This window comes from Photorhabdus sp. CRCIA-P01 (genome assembly GCF_003545805.1).
Taxonomy (GTDB): domain Bacteria; phylum Pseudomonadota; class Gammaproteobacteria; order Enterobacterales; family Enterobacteriaceae; genus Photorhabdus; species Photorhabdus antumapuensis.
In genome coordinates, this window is sequence record NZ_NMQR01000039.1 from 21,775 (window position 1) to 40,070 (window position 18,296).

14 protein-coding genes, 2 tRNA genes, 2 rRNA genes and 1 pseudogene are annotated in these 18,296 nt (G+C 42.8%); 7 read left to right on the forward strand and 12 right to left on the reverse strand.

All coding sequences use genetic code 11. From position 1 onward, the window contains the following. Window positions 1-88 precede the first annotated feature (88 nt). From D3222_RS18685 to D3222_RS18705, 5 genes are all read left to right on the forward strand, one after another. Entirely contained in the window at window positions 89-1,354 is a 1,266-nt protein-coding gene (locus tag D3222_RS18685; RefSeq protein WP_118987492.1) for a beta-ketoacyl-[acyl-carrier-protein] synthase family protein, read from the forward strand. Further along, the gene (locus D3222_RS18690; RefSeq protein WP_118987493.1) at window positions 1,351-2,166 is read left to right on the forward strand and encodes a MaoC/PaaZ C-terminal domain-containing protein; all 816 of its coding nucleotides are present in this window, start codon (window positions 1,351-1,353) and stop codon (window positions 2,164-2,166) included. Before D3222_RS18685 ends, D3222_RS18690 begins: the two co-directional genes overlap by 4 nt. 56 nt (window positions 2,167-2,222) lie before the next feature. Then, entirely contained in the window at window positions 2,223-2,963 is a 741-nt protein-coding gene (gene fabG, locus D3222_RS18695) for a 3-oxoacyl-ACP reductase FabG (protein ID WP_118987494.1), read from the forward strand. Window positions 2,964-3,284: 321 nt separating this feature from the next. Beyond that, on the forward strand, window positions 3,285-4,472 hold the full coding sequence (gene emrA / locus D3222_RS18700; RefSeq protein WP_118987495.1) for a multidrug efflux MFS transporter periplasmic adaptor subunit EmrA: 1,188 nt from the start codon (window positions 3,285-3,287) through the stop codon (window positions 4,470-4,472). A 7-nt stretch (window positions 4,473-4,479) separates the two neighbouring features. Continuing rightward, entirely contained in the window at window positions 4,480-5,997 is a 1,518-nt protein-coding gene (locus tag D3222_RS18705) for a DHA2 family efflux MFS transporter permease subunit (protein ID WP_118987496.1), read from the forward strand. Between the two features lie 193 nt (window positions 5,998-6,190). Here D3222_RS18705 and ilvA read toward each other — a convergent pair whose 3' ends face one another. The 6 genes from ilvA to ilvL form a co-directional block, all read right to left on the reverse strand. Next, entirely contained in the window at window positions 6,191-7,765 is a 1,575-nt protein-coding gene (gene ilvA, locus D3222_RS18710) for a threonine ammonia-lyase, biosynthetic (RefSeq protein ID WP_118987497.1), read from the reverse strand. 4 nt (window positions 7,766-7,769) lie between these two features. Beyond that, window positions 7,770-9,620: a dihydroxy-acid dehydratase gene (gene ilvD, locus D3222_RS18715; protein ID WP_118987498.1), complete on the reverse strand. Its 1,851-nt coding sequence runs from the start codon at window positions 9,618-9,620 to the stop codon at window positions 7,770-7,772. Window positions 9,621-9,684: 64 nt separating this feature from the next. Continuing rightward, window positions 9,685-10,614, reverse strand: a complete 930-nt coding sequence (locus D3222_RS18720) for a branched-chain amino acid transaminase (protein ID WP_118987499.1) — start codon at window positions 10,612-10,614, stop codon at window positions 9,685-9,687. 23 nt (window positions 10,615-10,637) lie between these two features. Then, window positions 10,638-10,895 (reverse strand): acetolactate synthase 2 small subunit, encoded by a 258-nt coding sequence (gene ilvM / locus D3222_RS18725; protein ID WP_118987500.1) that lies wholly within the window; start codon window positions 10,893-10,895, stop codon window positions 10,638-10,640. Next, window positions 10,892-12,538 carry an acetolactate synthase 2 catalytic subunit gene (ilvG, locus tag D3222_RS18730; RefSeq protein ID WP_118987501.1) on the reverse strand — a complete coding sequence of 549 codons (1,647 nt, stop codon included), beginning with the start codon at window positions 12,536-12,538 and terminating at the stop codon, window positions 10,892-10,894. Before ilvG ends, ilvM begins: the two co-directional genes overlap by 4 nt. A 138-nt stretch (window positions 12,539-12,676) precedes the next feature. Then, complete coding sequence (gene ilvL, locus D3222_RS18735) at window positions 12,677-12,775, reverse strand: ilv operon leader peptide (RefSeq protein WP_118987509.1); 99 nt, start codon at window positions 12,773-12,775, stop codon at window positions 12,677-12,679. Between the two features lie 641 nt (window positions 12,776-13,416). On the opposite strand from ilvL, the gene D3222_RS18740 reads away from it, so the two are divergent. Next, the gene (locus D3222_RS18740) at window positions 13,417-14,940 is read left to right on the forward strand and encodes a YifB family Mg chelatase-like AAA ATPase (RefSeq protein ID WP_118987502.1); all 1,524 of its coding nucleotides are present in this window, start codon (window positions 13,417-13,419) and stop codon (window positions 14,938-14,940) included. 47 nt (window positions 14,941-14,987) lie between these two features. Here D3222_RS18740 and D3222_RS18745 read toward each other — a convergent pair whose 3' ends face one another. Next, entirely contained in the window at window positions 14,988-15,326 is a 339-nt protein-coding gene (locus D3222_RS18745) for a DUF413 domain-containing protein (RefSeq protein ID WP_118987503.1), read from the reverse strand. A gap of 125 nt (window positions 15,327-15,451) precedes the next feature. Between D3222_RS18745 and hdfR the strand changes: the two genes are divergently transcribed. Next, window positions 15,452-16,288 (forward strand): HTH-type transcriptional regulator HdfR, encoded by an 837-nt coding sequence (gene hdfR, locus D3222_RS18750; RefSeq protein ID WP_118987504.1) that lies wholly within the window; start codon window positions 15,452-15,454, stop codon window positions 16,286-16,288. Window positions 16,289-16,647: 359 nt separating this feature from the next. Here the strand turns inward: hdfR and D3222_RS27000 are convergent. From D3222_RS27000 to D3222_RS18775, 5 genes and pseudogenes are all read right to left on the reverse strand, one after another. Then, a pseudogene (locus tag D3222_RS27000) lies at window positions 16,648-16,809 on the reverse strand (IS982 family transposase); the annotation flags it as partial. Between the two features lie 668 nt (window positions 16,810-17,477). Then, window positions 17,478-17,553 (reverse strand) — tRNA-Trp (locus D3222_RS18760). Between the two features lie 8 nt (window positions 17,554-17,561). Beyond that, window positions 17,562-17,638, reverse strand: a tRNA-Asp gene (locus D3222_RS18765). A 203-nt stretch (window positions 17,639-17,841) separates the two neighbouring features. Then, window positions 17,842-17,957, reverse strand: a 5S ribosomal RNA gene (gene rrf / locus D3222_RS18770). 132 nt (window positions 17,958-18,089) lie between these two features. Then, window positions 18,090-18,296: ribosomal RNA gene (locus D3222_RS18775) — 23S ribosomal RNA — on the reverse strand; the annotation flags it as partial.

Genomic DNA, 18,296 nt, shown 5'->3' on the forward strand with positions numbered 1-18,296 from the left:
TATGATGCTTTTATCTACCAATCCTATTATTTGGTTGTATTAACAATAAAGCATGTCACCAGGAAATAAATTTTGGAGATAATGTTTCATGAATATTCAAAATGGTTATCACCGCGTTGCCATCACAGGTTATGGTTCTATCTGCTCTCTTGGGCAAAATACCCAGGAAATTTGGGATGCAATCCTAAACTATCGTGTAGGCTACAAAAAGGAAGACCATCCAGACGCTTCTGTCGTAGCAAAGTTTTTCGGCAATATCCCTTTTTCTCCCGATGTATCACGGTTTTCCAAAAAGTTATTAAAAAACCTGCCCAAATTCAGCAAACTTGGGCTGATTGCGGCGGATGAAGCAATCAAGATGGCATTTGGTAACGATAAAGCCGCTCTTGACGAAAATTATTCTCCTTTTGAACGCGGTGTTATTTTTGGCACTGGCTGGGGGGGAGAAGATGCAACCGTTGAAAACAGCCACTCCTATGCTGATCAAGGCATTGCCTCACCCATGACCAATATTATGTCTATGCACAGCGTAGGGACGGCGGCGATTTCAATGAACTGGAATTTACGGGGATATCAAAATACCCCGGTTGCGGCTTGCGCAACCGGCAGTATGGCAATAGGTGATGCGTTTGAACTTATCCGCAGTGGACGCGCTAAAATGATGCTGGCAGGGGGCGGTGAAAGCATCAGAGATCCATTCATTGTCTGGAGTATCGACATTCTTGGAGCACTGAGTAAAGAACAGGAATCTGTCGAAAAAGCCTGCTGCCCATTCAGTCAAGATCGTAGTGGTTTCGTCATGTCAGAGGGTGCCGCAATATTATGTCTTGAAGACTATGACAGCGCTGTTGCCAGGGGAGCCAAAATACTGGCGGAAGTGATTGGCTATGGCAATAACTCTGATGCGTCAGATATGACAGCCCCGGCACCTGATTGCAAAGGGCGGGTCATGGCGATTCAGATGGCACTGGAACAGGCTAAGCTCTCCACCTCAGATATTCACTATATTAATGCTCATGGAACATCAACCCCACTAAACGACATTAACGAAACCGATGTTCTAAAAATGAGCCTGGGCGAGCACGCTTATCGTATTCCTATTTCCAGTACAAAATCCTATACAGGCCATCTTATTGCCGGAGCAGGAGCCATTGAATCCATTTTCTGTATCAAAGCGATAGAGACAGCAACGATTCCCGCAACGATGCACTTGAATAACCCTGATCCGCTATGCGATCTGGATTATGTCCCCAATATCCACCGAACTCACCAAGTTATTGACACGGCTTTAAATGTTAACTACGGATTCGGTGGCACAAACTGTGCACTTATTTTCAGGAAGGCCGATAGATGAACGTTCAATTTAGCAAAAAAGATCTCAGTCAATGGGCTAAATTCTCTGGAGACTACAATCCTATCCATTTTGATGAAAAAATCGCAAGAGAAGTTGGGTTGGGTGGTATTGCAGTACACGGCATGCTGGCAATGATCCCGCTCAAAAGCGGATACGATTATCTGTCACGACTAAATGGGGAAATGGGCAGACAGTGGCACGTTAATTTACGCAATCCCGTACCGCTGGATGCCTGCTATTGCGTCAAAACCAAGCACACTGACCGGAATGGGAAAACAACCTTTAACCTGCAAGACGAAACAACCAACCTGAGACCTCTGGTTGGTCACTATAGTTGTTTCGATTTTTCACAAAAAACTAGCTTTCCCGAAAAACCACGTTGCCAAGTTCCCATACAAGAGACAATAAAAAAATCCATCGAATTCAAACATACCTTTCCGGGAGTCAATGAATTCTGGATCTTTCTTGATGCTCTGATGTTTTATCTTTTTATGCAGCAAAGTGCCAAAACCGCACTAGCAACAGAATTTAAAACCTATTTTGGTAAACAAGAACATGATGAAACATGCCTCAAGGACCTGATTGTCTTGCATGTTATGCATACAGTGAGCTTTTCTCCAGCGCTGCTTAATCGCCAAATCCCAGATGAAATGCCGAACATCGAATATACAATCCTACCAAAAGATACATTCGATGTTGATGGTTCGTTATACGGTACGTTGGAAATCCCGATCTGGCTGAATGGCGAAATCTCTTTAGTTGTTGAGATGAGTCTGATGGGAACAACAAAAAGAAAGCAGGTTGCCAACTAAGATCTGATGAATGCGGTATTAGCAGACGGATGGCATAAATTTAGAGGAATCACTTAATGAATCTCAACACCCCTTGGGTTTTTATTTCAGGAGGATCACGTGGTATCGGCAAAGGCATAGTAAAAATGCTGGCAGCTCAAAACTATCACGTGGTTTTTACCTATAAATCAAGCATAAATGAAGCTCAAATATTGTGTCAGGAAATTGAACAGCAAGGTTATCGCTGTGAGGGCTATCAATGTGACGTCTCAAACGCTAAAGAAGTCACAACATTGTCAACAGAGCTTATCTCACGATATGGCGCTCCCTATGCCATCATCAATAACGCCGGAATTACACAAGATGCATTGCTGATAAATATGAAAGAAGAAGAGTGGCACAATGTAATTTCCACCAATCTTTCTTCTGTCTATTTAGTCAATCACGCATTTCTCCCTGAAATGATCACTGCGGGAGGCTGCATTATCCACATGAGCTCAGTTACTGCGTTTAAAGCTAACTCAGGGCAAGTTAACTACGCTGCAACCAAAGCCGCCATGATCGGTATTACCCGCTCATTAGCGGTTGAAGTTGGCCGATTTAATGTCCGGGTCAATACCGTTGCGCCAGGCTTGATTGACACTGAAATGCTGGATCATATTCCCGCGCCACATAGGAAAAAATTATTATCTAACATCCCATTGGGCCGTTTGGGTTCAGTGGAAGATATTGCTCTGACAATCAATTTCCTGCTCAGCCTCGGAGGACGTTACATTACCGGGCAAACATTCGTTATTGACGGAGGAATGACTGCCTGAACCAGTTAAGCAATTAACATCAATGGGTTCGTATCCCTATTTTGCGGTTATTTGTACCCAGATAAATATTCTGGGTACTGACACAAAATACCGTTAATCATTGTCAGATAGGCAATCCAGCCTCTCTGATCAAATGTTAATAACGATAATAAATCATTTTAATACTAATAATACTTGTGGCTTTAAGGGCTAAATATTAGCAATTTTCATTTTATCAAGACGAGAAGAGCTTGACCTTGTAGTCGACTCCAAGGTGTTTAATCAAACATAAGCACATTAATAAGACGAATTTATTTTTAATCACCGTGATGGGAGAGGAACATGGCCGGAGAAATACAATCAGTTCCAGTACAATCACCTCCGCTTAATGAGAAAAAGTCAAAGCGTAAGTTAGCACTTATCCTCGCAACTCTCTTATTTGTTTTTGCCGGGTTAGGTTACTTCGCCTATTGGTTTGTTTCTCTACGTCATCAGCAAGTTACTGATGATGCCTACGTTGTAGGTAATCAGGTACAAGTGATGGCCCAGATCACCGGTAGCGTAACAGCTATCCATGCCGATAATACCGATTTCGTTCAACAGGGCGACATTCTGCTACGTTTAGACTCTATTGATGCGGAACATGCTTTTGAGCGAGCGAAAAATACATTAGCTAACAATGTCAGGCAAACTCACCAAACCATTATTGATAATGAAAAGCTATTGGCTAACATTGAGCTCAAACAAACGGCATTACAACAGGCTCAAGATGATTTAAAACGACGTGAACATCTGGGACTCACAGGTGCTATCGCCAAAGAAGATCTGATTCATTCCCGCAATCGTGTTCAAATGGCAAAATCTGAGCTGAATGTTGCCCGACAACAATATCATGCCAACAAAGCATTAGTTATAGACACCCCATTAGATCAACAACCTTCCATTAAACTGTCCGCTTCTCAGCTCCGCGATGCATGGTTAACCTTACAACGCACCCAGATTGTCGCGCCGGTAACCGGCTACGTTTCACGTCGCGGGGTTCAAGTCGGATCGCAAATAAAAAGCGGTGCCCCACTAATGGTTATCGTGCCAGCTAATCAACTTTGGGTCGAAGCGAACTTCAAAGAAGTTCAACTTGCCAATGTGCGTATTGGTCAACCCGTAACACTGATTAGCGATTTCTATGGTAGTGATGTCACTTATAAGGGCCGGATCGTAGGTCTTGATATGGGTACTGGCAGCGCATTTTCTTTATTGCCAGCACAAAATGCCACCGGTAACTGGATCAAAGTGGTTCAACGCTTGCCTGTCCGTGTTGAACTAGAAACACAGCAGCTTATTGATCATCCTTTACGCATCGGTTTATCCATGCACGCCACGGTTGATACCAGAAATCGGAATGGACTGGTGCTTGCCAACACTCCTCGTAATGGCATTGTTTATGAAACCAACGTCTTGTCTTACAACACAGGAGAAATTGATCGGCTAATTAACGAAATCATTCAAGTTAATACCAGTCAAAATAAGTGAGGTTAACATGCTAAAAGAGCCATTATCAGGAGCCAAACTTGGCTGGTTAACCCTGGCTTTAGCATTAGCCGCTTTTTTACAAATATTGGACCTGACCATTGCTAACGTCGCAATATCGACGATTGCCGGAGACTTGGGTTCATCAGTATCGCAGGGGACCTGGGTTATTACCTCATTTGCTGTTGCTAACGCGATCTCTATCCCATTAACAGGCTGGTTAGCAAAACGGTTCGGAGAAGTCCGGGTTTTCTTAATTTCAATGCTACTGTTTGTGATAACTTCCTGGTTGTGCGGTATTGCCAATAGCCTGGAAATGTTGATTATTTCCCGCGTCCTGCAAGGTATCTCAGCCGGGCCAATTATGCCCCTTTCGCAAAGTTTGCTACTCAACAACTATCCTCCGCTAAAACGCAATATGGCATTGGCACTGTGGTCAATGACTATCGTTATCGCTCCGGTTTGTGGTCCAATACTCGGCGGTTGGATCAGCGACAACTACCATTGGGGATGGATCTTTCTCATCAATGTTCCGGTTGGCTTTGCCGCCATTGCTATTACCTGGATGCTGTTAAAGGACCGGGAAACTGAAACAACGGCTAGGTCAATTGATATCGTAGGACTAATTTTATTGGTCATCGGTGTTGGTTGTTTTCAGCTATTGCTTGATAGAGGAAAAGAGCTTGATTGGTTCAACTCAACAGAAATTATTACATTAGCCATTATCGCAGTTATTGCCATAACTTTCCTGATCATCTGGGAATTCACCGATGATGATCCGATCATTGATTTATCACTATTTAAATCACGTAATTTTACTATCGGTACCTTATGTATCAGTTTGGCTTTCCTACTCCATATAGGCACTCTGGTTTTGCAACCTCAACTATTGCAAGTAGTATTTGGTTATACAGCCACTTGGGCAGGATTAGTAATGGCTCCATTAGGGATAGTGCCAATAATGCTGGTTCCACTCATTGGTCGTTTTAGTTCAAAAATTGATATGCGTTATTTAGTTATGTTTAGCTTTATTATTTTTGCACTCTGTTTCTTTTGGCGAACGAATACCTTTGAGTTATCAATGGATTTTGCCACTGCTGCCTGGCCACAATTTATTCAGGGCTTTGCTATCGCCTGTTTAATTATGCCACTCACAGCCATTATATTATCTGATGTTGAACCCGCTAAAATCGCCTCTGCGGGCAGTTTATTTAACTTTTTACGCACTCTGGCAACATCCGTGGGTACTTCCATTACCACTACCATGTGGTCCCGTCGTGAAGCTGTCCACCATGTCCAGTTAACTGAATCGATAACTCCCCATAATCCTATTGCCCAACAAGCCTATGAGAAAATGGAACAATTAGGGATGTCACAAGCCCAAGCCAGTTACTCTCTGGCACGTGAAATCACTCATCAGGGATTGATCATTGCTGCTAACGAGATTTATTGGCTATTTGGCTTTATTTTTCTGATCCTGCTGCTCTTTATCTGGTTGGCAAAACCCACGGTTGGAGAAAAGAAATAACACAATGATCAATAAAACAAAATAAGCTTGATAACAGAACTGTCAGTATTTAATGGCAAAATAATCAAAGAACTTATTATTGAGCTCTTTCCAGCGGGACATCAGCAAATATTAAATCTTGTCAAAATAGCACCTTATCAAGGCGCTATTTTGTTGCTCTATAGAACATGTGTTCTCATTAGAAAGACACCGATCAACCCCCGGCTGTTTCAGACGCCTGGCACATTAAAAAGAATTTAAACGCGGGGGTATCCGTCTCATCGTGATACGCATAGCCTAATGCATCAAGATGGCGTTTAAAACGCACTTCCGCTTCTGACAATTCAAATGCGGCCAACACCCGGCCATAATCTGTACCATAATTGCGATAATGGAATAACGTAATATTCCAGTAAGTTCCCAAAGTTTGGAGGAATTTGAGTAAAGCCCCTGGTGATTCAGGAAATTCAAAACTAAACAAGCGCTCTTTCAATGGTTTAGATGGGCGACCGCCGATCATATAGCGAACATGTAATTTTGCCATCTCATCATCTGAAAGATCGGCAACCTGATACCCTGCGGTACGCAATTCCTCGATAATTTCCCGTCGTTCTACCTCACCACGACTCAGGCGAACACCAACGAAAAGACAAGCCTGATCAGGATCTGCATCCGTATAACGATAATTAAACTCTGTTACCACCCGATCGCCCAATTTCTGGCAAAAACTCAGGAAACTCCCTTTCTGTTCAGGAATAGTCACTGCCAGCAATGCTTCCCGTTGCTCGCCCAATTCACAACGCTCAGAGACATAACGTAACCCGTGGAAGCTTACGTTAGCACCAGAAAGAATATGTGCCAGTCGTTCACCTTTAAGCTGATGTTGCTGAACATACTTTTTCAATCCAGCGAGTGCCAATGCACCGGATGGCTCAGCAATCGCACGTACATCTTCAAACAGATCTTTTACCGCAGCACAAATAGCATCACTGTCTACTGTGATAACATCATCCACATATTGCTGACACAAACGAAATGTTTCATCACCGATACGCTTAACAGCAACACCTTCAGCAAACAAACCAACTCGTGGTAAATCTACCGGATGTCCAGCTTCCATTGCTGCCTTCAAGCAAGCTGAATCTTCCGCTTCCACCCCAATAATTTTGATTTCTGGCATCAGTTGCTTAATCAATACTGCCACTCCAGCAATCAAGCCACCACCACCAACAGGTACAAAGACTCGATCCAGACGCACATCCTGTTGCAAAAGCTCCATTGCCAATGTTGCCTGACCTGCGATTACAGCAGGATGATCAAACGGAGGAACAAAGGTATAGCCCTCCTGTTGTGCCATTTTTATTGCTTTGGCTTTAGCCTCATCAAAATTAGCACCATATAACAGAGCTTTACCACCAAAACCACGGACTGCATCGACTTTAATATCCGCTGTAGTGACCGGCATAACAATCAGAGAGTTAATTCCCAAGCGATTGGCAGAAAGTGCAACCCCCTGAGCATGGTTACCGGCTGACGCGGTAATCACTCCCCGGTTTTTTTGTTCATCAGTCAAACTCGCAATCATGGCATACGCACCACGGAGCTTGAAACTGTGAACAGGTTGCCGATCTTCCCGCTTTACCAAAATAGTATTTCCCAAGCGGGCAGAAATTTTCTCCATTTCCTGCAAAGGAGTCACCTGAGCAACTTCATAAACAGGCGCGCTTAATGCTGCTTTCAAATACTCTGCACCATTTGGCGCAGAAGTTAAGGGAAGAAATGCAGCCATATGATTATCCCCCTAACTTAGATTTATCACGGACAGCACCTTTATCCGCACTGGTCGCCAATGAAGCATAAGCTCTCAGGGCAAACGATACCTGACGTTCACGAGCTTTTGGTGTCCACGCTTTATCACCACGGGCAAATTCCACTTCTTTACGGGTAGCAAGTATCCTTTCATCTATATCAAGTTGAATTTTCCGCAGTGGAATATCAATATCAATAATATCGCCATCTTGAACCAAACCGATTAGCCCACCATTAGCCGCTTCGGGAGAAACGTGACCAATTGATAAACCCGAGGTACCACCAGAGAAACGACCATCGGTAATCAATGCACAGCTTTTACCTAGCCCCATTGATTTCAGATAAGTTGTCGGATACAACATTTCCTGCATGCCAGGCCCACCCTTTGGCCCTTCATAACGAATGACCACCACATCACCAGCAACGACTCTGCCACCCAAGATCGCATCAACCGCATCCTCCTGACTGTCGTAAACTTTAGCTGGACCACGAAATGTCAAACTGTTCTCATCAACACCTGCGGTTTTTACAATACAGCCATCTATAGCCAAATTGCCAAACAAAACTGCGAGGCCACCATCCTGACTGTATGCATGTTTGAGGTCACGGATACAACCTTCTACACGGTCAATATCCAAAGAAGGCCAACGACAATCCTGTGAAAATGCCTGAGTAGTACGGATACCCGCTGGGCCTGCTGAATACATTTTCTTTATCGATTCATCTACCGTCAGCATCACATCATATTGATCAAGCGTTTGTAACAAATCCAACCCCAAAACATTTTTAACCTGACGATTCAACAGACCGGCTCTATCCAGCTCACCTAAGATACCCATCACACCACCAGCACGATGGACATCTTCCATATGATATTTTTGTGTGCTTGGGGCAACTTTACACAGATGAGGAATCTGACGAGACAGGCGGTCAATATCCGCCATGGTAAAATCGACCTCGCCTTCCTGTGCCGCAGCCAGTAAGTGAAGTACAGTATTTGTTGAACCGCCCATGGCAATATCCAGCATCATCGCATTTTCAAATGCCGCTTTCGTTGCGATATTACGCGGCAGAGCACTATCATCATCTTGCTCATAGTAGCGCTTAGTCAACTCAACAATGCGCTTGCCTGCATTCAGAAACAGCACCTTGCGATCTGCATGAGTAGCCAGTAATGAGCCATTCCCCGGTTGAGACAAACCCAGTGCTTCTGTAAGGCAATTCATTGAGTTAGCAGTAAACATGCCTGAGCAGGAACCGCAGGTTGGACAAGCTGAACGCTCAATTTGATTGCTATCCTCATCACTGACATTCGGGTTAGCACCTTGGATCATGGCATCGATCAGATCCAATTTGATGATCTGATCTGACAATTTAGTTTTACCTGCCTCCATAGGACCACCGGAAACAAAAATCACCGGAATGTTCAGACGCAATGCTGCCATCAGCATACCTGGGGTAATTTTGTCACAATTGGAAATACACACCATAGCGTCCGCACAATGTGCATTCACCATATATTCAACAGAATCAGCAATTAATTCACGTGACGGCAGAGAATAGAGCATACCACCATGCCCCATTGCGATACCGTCATCCACCGCTATGGTATTGAACTCTTTTGCAACACCGCCTGATGCTTCAATCTGTTCCGCAACCAGTTTACCTAAGTCCCGCAAATGAACATGCCCTGGAACAAACTGAGTAAATGAGTTAACTACCGCAATAATCGGTTTACCGAAATCCGCATCGGTCATCCCTGTCGCACGCCATAAAGCGCGAGCTCCTGCCATATTGCGGCCATGAGTCGTAGTGGCAGAACGGTACTTAGGCATTATCTTCACTCCCATGTTATCAAAACAGGCGGGGAACGAACCGCCCGTTAAATTATTTATAGTTCTATTGAGGATTGACTGGATCTAACCAGCCCCATTTATCATCTGTAGTGCCGTCAAACAAGCCAAAGAAGGCTTGTTGAATTTTCTTAGTAACAGGTCCACATCTACCGATACCAACCTGAATATCATCAACACTCCGAACGGGTGTGATTTCAGCCGCTGTACCAGACATAAAAACTTCATCAGCCAGGTACAGAGATTCGCGCGACAATACCTGCTCACGTACTTCCAGCCCCAAATCTTTCGCTAATTTAATAATGGCATCACGGGTAATTCCTGGTAATGCAGATGAAGTAAATGGTGGAGTGAACAATATGCCATCTTTTACTTCAAACAGATTTTCACCCGCACCTTCAGAGATATAACCATGAACATCCAGTGCAATACCTTCTTGATATCCACGACGACGGGCTTCACTACCCACCAAAAGTGAAGATAGGTAGTTACCACCTGCTTTGGCCGCAGTTGGTATTGTATTTGGTGCCACACGATTCCATGAAGAAACCATCGCATCAATTCCCTGATCCAGGGCTTCTTCTCCCAGATAAGCCCCCCAAGGAAAAGCGGCAATAATAACATCCGTTTTATAGCCAGCAGGTGGATTAACCCCCATGCCAACATCACCGATAAAGACCAGTGGACGAATATAAGCACTGACTAAATTATTTTTACGAAGGGTTGCCCGACATGCTTCCATTAATTCATCAACACTCTGGCTCAACGGCATACGATAAATCTTTGCGGAGTCATGTAAACGCTGCATATGCTCACGATGGCGGAAAACCACTGGCCCTTTATGAGAATCATAACAGCGAATTCCCTCAAAAACAGATGTACCATAATGTAAAGCATGGGACATTACGTGAACTTTAGCATCTGCCCAAGGAACCATTTCACCATTGAACCAAATGTAATCGGATTGCTTCGTCATTCTCTTATTCCTTTATTTCTACGTTATGCACGTATGAGTTGTGATTTTTTTTGCAGGATCTTGACGCCAGCGACATCCACTAATTTAGTCAATTGTGAAGACAACAAATTAACCGGTTTTTGGCTGGCGACAATTAATTCGATATTAACATTATCGCCATCCATTGTTTGATCCATATTCATTGAACATATCCGAAATCCACGATGACGCGTTACCCGTAAGATACGCTCTAATATTTCAGGACGGAAACGAGCATGGATTGCAAGTTGATGCTGCATCATAATGATTTCTCCAACATAGTTTCATTGCTTGCACCGGGAGGGACCAACGGCCAAACGTTCTCTAATTCTTCAATGGATACCTGTAATAAATAAGGGCCCTTACTGGTGAATAATGCATTCAGCGCTTCATCAATCTGTGATTTCTCAGTGATATGTTGCCCCGGAATATCAAAAGCTTTTGCTAATGTGACAAAATCAGGGTTATCTGTTAACGTCGTTTCGCTATATCGCTTATCAAAGAACAGTTCCTGCCATTGCCGCACCATTCCCAATCGCTGGTTATCCAACAATAAAATTTTTACTGGTAATTGCTTGCGTTTAATTGTCCCCAATTCTTGAACATTCATCATGAAAGAACCATCTCCAGATACACAGATCACCATATCTTCCGGTCGAGCAATCTGAGCACCAATCGCAGCAGGGATACCAAATCCCATTGAGCCCAATCCACTCGATGTAATGAAATTTTCAGGTCCATCAAAAGTCATATGCTGAGCTGTCCACATTTGATGCTGCCCAACATCGGTAGTAATAACCGTATTAAATGTTTTACGATCTGAAACTTGCTTCAATAACCAAGGCGCATAGATACGCTCTCCTTGATGGTCATAACACCAAGGATATTCAGCTTTCAGATACTTAACTTCCTGTTGCCAAGGCATAATTGACAACGGTTGCCGCAAACGAGGCAATAATTCCTTCACATCCCCCAGTAACGACACATGAGCCTGACATAATTTACCCAACTCTGCTGGATCGATATCCAGATGAATGATTTTTGCATTCGGCGCAAAAGTATTGAGTTTGCCAGTCACGCGATCATCAAAACGAGCACCTACAGCAATCAGTAAATCACATGACTGGACGGCAAGATTGGCCGCTTTCGAACCATGCATCCCAAGCATTCCCAGATAGCACGGATGTTCTGAATCGGCAGCTCCCAAACCTTTCAACGTAGAAACAACCGGTATACCTGTTTCCACAACAAAATCTCGCAGAACAGAAACTGCTTGAGACATCCCTACTCCACCACCGACATACAACACTGGCTTTGCCGCAGCCGCAATCATCTTCCGGGCTTGTTCTAATTCACTTTCCGAGCAGGGCTCCTTTTGCTCAACGGGTACCAAATGTGGTACCAAATTCCCCTCTTTCAGCTGAATATCTTTAGGAATATCAATCAAAACTGGGCCAGGTCGACCACTAGTGGCAATAGAAAAGGCTTCCGCCATCATTTGGGGTAAATTTTCCAGTGAGTCCACTAAGAAACTGTGTTTAGTACAAGCAAGGGAGAGACCTAAAACATCGACTTCCTGAAAGGCATCAGTTCCAATCAATTCAGAACCAACCTGACCAGTGATAGCAACAACAGGAACAGAATCTAACAACGCATCGGCTAATCCAGTGATTAAGTTTGTTGCTCCCGGTCCCGATGTAGCAATACAAACTCCCGGCTTACCACTGGCTCTCGCATAGCCGATTGCAGCCATAACCGCACCCTGTTCATGCCGACAAAGTAAGTGCTCCACACCACCATCGTACAAAGCATCATAAACCGGCATGATCGCACCACCAGGGTAGCCGAAAACCTTATCAACACCCTGCGTTCGTAATGCTTTTACAACCCACTGCGCCCCGTTCATTTTTCATATCCCCTGTGTTTACCCTGTGAGACCAGATTTTGTTCTGTTGTATGTTTCCGTCTCTATCTGATTTTGCTTGCCGAAAAAAAACCCCCGCGCCTTTCGGTGCGGGGGTCTTCGAGAGATCTGGCTGTTCTTCTAAGCCTTTCTTCGTCCAAGTGCAGCCCCGCACGGTGGGATAATAATCACCACCACGCTGACAATAATTAGGCTAATCACTTGGACAAATATATTCATAATCTTGGTCGTTTTAACTCGTTTGTTTAATCTATATTTAAGAGTTATCACGTTCTTCACAGCTTGACAACTTTTATTTTGTTTTATTCCTCAACATGAAAAAATGTTGTTTATTTTCAAAAAGATATTTTGCAATTAGATTATTTTCCCATAAATGAATTAAATTTAGGTGATAAAATCCAGATTATTATATAAAAACAATATATCACATTAATAAATAACAAATAAAACAAATCATTCAACTAAATCCAAGTAAATATCTTATTATTAATCACTTGGGTGACAAAAACCCCAGTTAATAAATAAAGCAAAAATATATAAAGCACTAATTTAACTTACTGTGAAAAAATATATAAACTTGAATTCAAAATAAATAAAAAAACCAATATTAAAGCACCAAAAATAATAAAAAACCATCATGACAATAATATAAAAACAAATTACATGATTAAATTTACGGATATAAAACAAATAAACACCGATTAATTTAAATAAAAGTTATCTAACGAAAATTTAAGAAAACAATTCTTTTAGCCACCTCGTAGAATATTTCTTAGAGCCGTCTCGCAAAAAAATAATAAGACACTATTTATTATCTCATTTCAGCCCATCATATGCGTTTTCTTACTAAGGAGAATAGGATGGCCCTCGCTGTTATTTATACCAGAGCGACTATAGGTATTCATGCCCCCATTGTTACTGTTGAAGCGCATATTAGTAATGGCTTACCTGGATTAACTCTGGTTGGTTTGCCTGAAACAGCCGTAAAAGAAGCAAGAGATCGTGTCAGAAGCGCGTTGATCAACAGCGGGTTTACCTATCCGCCTAAAAGAATCACCGTCAATCTTGCACCAGCAGACCTTCCCAAAGAAGGTGGCCGTTATGATTTGCCGATTGCTATCGCTATTCTGGCAGCTTCAGAACAAATACCTGCCGATAAACTGAACCGTTATGAGTTTCTTGGTGAACTCGCGCTATCCGGGGGCTTACGGAGAGTTAATGGCGCAATTCCAGCTGCGCTAAGCGCGGGAGACGCAGGCAGGCAACTTATTCTATCAACAGAAAACGGAACAGAGTTAGCCATCTTATCTCAGGATGCAACGTTAATGGCAGAACACCTCTTGCATATCTGCCACTTTCTTCAAGGAGAAAAACAACTGCTGACAACAACAATCCGGCATGAATTTTCAACAGAACAATCACAACCGGATCTTCAGGATATTATTGGTCAGGAACAAGCAAAACGCACACTAGAAATCGCAGCAGCAGGCGGACATAATCTTTTACTACTGGGCCCTCCAGGGACAGGAAAAACGATGCTAGCAAGCCGCCTATGCAATTTATTACCGCCATTAACAAACAAAGAAGCCCTTGAGGTTGCCGCTATCAATAGCCTGGTAGATACCTACCTTCCACCAGAACAATGGCATACACGCCCATTCAGAGCACCTCATCACAGTTCTTCAATGGCAGCGCTGGTTGGTGGTGGTGGACTTCCTAAACCCGGTGAAATATCACTTGCTCACAACGGTGTGCTGTTTCTGGATGAACTTCCTGAATTTGAACGCAGAGTCCTTGATGCCCTCAGAGAACCACTGGAGTCAGGGGAAATAATCATATCCAGAGCCAGGGCAAAAGTTTGTTTTCCTGCTCAGGTTCAATTAATAGCAGCAATGAATCCCAGCCCTACAGGCCATCATCAAGGAATTCACAATCGAAGTAATCCTCAGCAAATACTTCGATACCTGGCAAAACTTTCCGGGCCTTTTTTAGATCGTTTTGATCTCTCAATTGAAGTTCCTCTGTTACCCATTGGAACATTGAGTAGCCCAATTAGATCAAGCGAAAGCAGCAAAGATGTGAAATTAAGAGTACTGACAGCCCGAAAAATACAATTGAAACGCTGTGGAAAAATTAATGCTCATCTGAATAGTAAAGAGACAGAAACATTTTGTAAGCTCAAACCTAACGATGCCGTGTTTCTGGAAGAAACACTAACAAAGTTAGGACTTTCCATCCGAGCATGGCATCGAATTCTGAGGACATCCCGGACACTCGCCGACTTAGAAGGAAAAAAAGAGATAGAAAAACTACATATTATGGAAGCCTTAAGCTACCGTAGTATGGACAGACTATTAATACAGTTACAAAAACAATCAGGTTAAAAATGAAAAAAGGGGCAAAGCCCCTGTACTAATAACTTGTGATGATATTAATCATCAGTGTCGGTATAGTCATCAGAAGAATCAACCTGAGGCTTACCACCTGACAGAGTATGGAAACGTTTTGGACGACTAATCCTTGCCAAATATTTGGTCCATACTTTTTCTTCCATCGTCACAGGCTTACGTTCACCCCGGCAAACAGCAACAAACAGTTTTTCTATTTCTGTTTGAGGCTCACGTTTACCGAGATCTAACTCATTGAACGCATAACCATGACGCTCTAGCAATTGCGCCTCTTTAATGGTGAAATCGCCATGGCGGGAAAACCCGCGAGGATAATGTTTGTTATCAAAAAAACGATTAGTCGTGATGAAGCTTTCGGCCATCTGACACACTCCTAATTCTATTACTGTTACTATCATGCTAATTATGGCGCGGAGTATTAGATAGGCCTGGCATTCTGTAAAACAAAACATTTAAATCTTAACGATAAAAATTATTGGAGAAACATGTGGACACTGAATTACTGAAAACCTTTCTGGAGGTCAGTAAAACTCGTCACTTTGGTCGGGCAGCCGAATCACTATACCTGACACAGTCAGCAGTCAGCTTTCGCATACGCCAATTAGAAAACCAATTAGGTGCTAATCTTTTCACGCGTCATCGCAATAACATCCGTCTTACAGCCGCTGGCGAACGCCTTGTGCCGTATGCAGAATCACTGATGAATACCTGGCAATTGGCTAAAAAAGAGATAACACATGCATCTCAACATACTGAATTGACAATTGGCGCTACCGCATCATTATGGGAAGCATATTTAACCCCTTGGCTACAGGATTTCTATAAAAGACATCAGGAACTAAGATTAGAATCCCGGGTTTCTACGCGGCAATCCCTTGTTAAACAACTTCATTCGCGTGAGTTAGATCTACTAATAACAACTGAACCACCTAAAATGGATGAATTCCAAAGCTTATTATTAGGGAATATTTGCCTGAAATTATTAACGACGGAAGAAAATCTGCAATACCAAGTTGAAAACTACATCAAATTAGAATGGGGAGCTGATTTCCATCAACAAGAACAACGGATTTTAAAAAGTGAACAATTGCCCATCATTACAACCACTTCGGCACATATAGCTCGCCAGCTGCTCAACAGTGTCAGAGGAGCCGCATTCCTACCAATACACTGGCAAAACGAATATTCAAAACTTGTCTCTTACCCAAATACTGAACTAATTGAACGCCCATTATACGCTATATGGCTACAGAACAACGATCAACAAGCATTGATTCAGCAGCTATTAAAAATACCTGTCATCAATACTTCTACAAGAGATTAAGAAGCATCCATATAAATCATTTAATTAGCAAGTATATGTTCTGCAAAATTTATGGATAGCAATACTATACGAAAATAGGAGTGAAAATAGTAAGGGAGAAAGAAATCTTAGATCGAGCATAAAGTGGGATTACTTTTGCCATCTTCCCACATATAGCGCCCTACTTACCCAAGTAATCCTTACGTATAGTTTGAAACTGTGACCTGAATCAGACGTAGTGTTCCTACCTTATCGTTTCAGGTACCCTTTCCTTCAAACCGAGCTTTTTCTAAGAAGAAAACTTTCACAATCAAAATATTAGCCAAGATCCATTCGTACATATCCTCTAGACACTTAGTTCAGAAGGATTTTAACTAACCTCAGCTTTTCTTAAGGATAACAATTTCAGAATCACGTAAATTTAAGCTCGGCTTTTTCGGTTGGAATGTATACGCAATTAAATCCAATACAACTTCCAACAAAAAGCTGACTATGCTTCGAAGTCTTGAATGTTCTATCTGAGAAATATTTTTCAATTGGTCATATAAGTTTATCCTCTTTGTCAGAAACATAGGAGATATCGCCATGATTAAACTTATAAAATAGATGCTCAAGGCACAAGATACCGTTCAATCTTAAAGGCGATAAAGAGGCTATGCTGTTGTGGTTTACTCTGAACTACGAACTTTATTGAATGACAACTCTAAAGTTCAGATTAATGATAACAAACTCACAACAGCATCCCTGATGATCAGTCAGGGGATTATCGCTCTGCAAAAGTGATAATCAAGATATAAGGTTAACTAGTATGAAAATTGCCAAAAAGTCTAAAAAGTTATCTATAAGAATTCACTTTGATAATAGATAATTAGAAAGAAAGGTTTTATTGCTATAAGATCGAATAATATTGAGAAAAAATTATCTTACTGAAAAACGTGTAACAACATCAATGATGAATTCAAATCGATGGCAATATTGGGCTTTACAAACCAGACAATATTTGGGAACAAATTTTCCAAGTAAGAGCATTTATAGAGAAAAGGTTCACATAAGGGATTTTTAGTGTAACGGCGAATCCGTTTTTCTTACAAAATCCCATTAAGAAAAAGGCGCTGACCAAAAATCCAGCGCCTTATCAATAATCTGACCCAAGTAACATATACGGATCACCAATATTATAAACTACCTTCGTTGCTACTCAGCTTATAATTGGCAGGGGCGGAGAGACTCGAACTCCCAACACCCGGTTTTGGAGACCGGTGCTCTACCAATTGAACTACGCCCCTAAATTAAGTGGCGGTGCGGACGGGGCTCGAACCCGCGACCCCCGGCGTGACAGGCCGGTATTCTAACCAACTGAACTACCGCACCACCGAATTTCTTGTTCTTTATGCTGTTACCACAACATAAAATTTCAATGCCAATCAGGGTAGTTCACGAATGGCCCTTCTGCCATTCGCCCTTCGGACCGTCGCTGCTCGCGACCTTCAAATCCGTTCCCGACGGAGTTGTCCTACTCGCTACCCACTGGTGCTTTGTGTTGCTTTTCTGTCGCTACACAATGCTAAATTAAAGCCTGGCGGTTCCCTACTCTCACATGGGGAGACCCCACACTACCATCGGCGCTACGGCGTTTCACTGCTGAGTTCGGCATGGGGTCAGGTGGGACCACCGCGCTATCGCCGCCAGGCAAATTCATTCCATTCCGGCTGTCGCTTCCCTTTCGGCCACAACACCCAAAACCAATCTCTGAACAAGCTGAATGAAACTCTCTCCGTCTTCCGACCGCTGTCTTATGACGCCAAAACACCTTCGGTGTTGTAAGGTTAAGCCGCTCGGTTCATTAGTACCGGTCAGCTCAATGCATCGCTGCACTTACACACCCAGCCTATCCACGTCTTCGTCTTAAACGTTCCTTCCGTGACCTCAAGTCAAGGGAAGACTCATCTCAAGGCAAGTTTCCCGCTTAGATGCTTTCAGCGGTTATCTCTTCCGCACTTAGCTACCGGGCGATGCCATTGGCATGACA

Coding starts and splice junctions, on each gene's coding strand:
- D3222_RS18685 (WP_118987492.1), top strand. CDS start 89: ATGAATATTCAAAATGGTTATCACCGCGTTGCCATCACAGGTTATGGT.
- D3222_RS18690 (WP_118987493.1), top strand. CDS start 1,351: ATGAACGTTCAATTTAGCAAAAAAGATCTCAGTCAATGGGCTAAATTC.
- fabG (WP_118987494.1), top strand. CDS start 2,223: ATGAATCTCAACACCCCTTGGGTTTTTATTTCAGGAGGATCACGTGGT.
- emrA (WP_118987495.1), top strand. CDS start 3,285: ATGGCCGGAGAAATACAATCAGTTCCAGTACAATCACCTCCGCTTAAT.
- D3222_RS18705 (WP_118987496.1), top strand. CDS start 4,480: ATGCTAAAAGAGCCATTATCAGGAGCCAAACTTGGCTGGTTAACCCTG.
- ilvA (WP_118987497.1), bottom strand. CDS start 7,765: ATGGCTGCATTTCTTCCCTTAACTTCTGCGCCAAATGGTGCAGAGTAT.
- ilvD (WP_118987498.1), bottom strand. CDS start 9,620: ATGCCTAAGTACCGTTCTGCCACTACGACTCATGGCCGCAATATGGCA.
- D3222_RS18720 (WP_118987499.1), bottom strand. CDS start 10,614: ATGACGAAGCAATCCGATTACATTTGGTTCAATGGTGAAATGGTTCCT.
- ilvM (WP_118987500.1), bottom strand. CDS start 10,895: ATGATGCAGCATCAACTTGCAATCCATGCTCGTTTCCGTCCTGAAATA.
- ilvG (WP_118987501.1), bottom strand. CDS start 12,538: ATGAACGGGGCGCAGTGGGTTGTAAAAGCATTACGAACGCAGGGTGTT.
- ilvL (WP_118987509.1), bottom strand. CDS start 12,775: ATGAATATATTTGTCCAAGTGATTAGCCTAATTATTGTCAGCGTGGTG.
- D3222_RS18740 (WP_118987502.1), top strand. CDS start 13,417: ATGGCCCTCGCTGTTATTTATACCAGAGCGACTATAGGTATTCATGCC.
- D3222_RS18745 (WP_118987503.1), bottom strand. CDS start 15,326: ATGGCCGAAAGCTTCATCACGACTAATCGTTTTTTTGATAACAAACAT.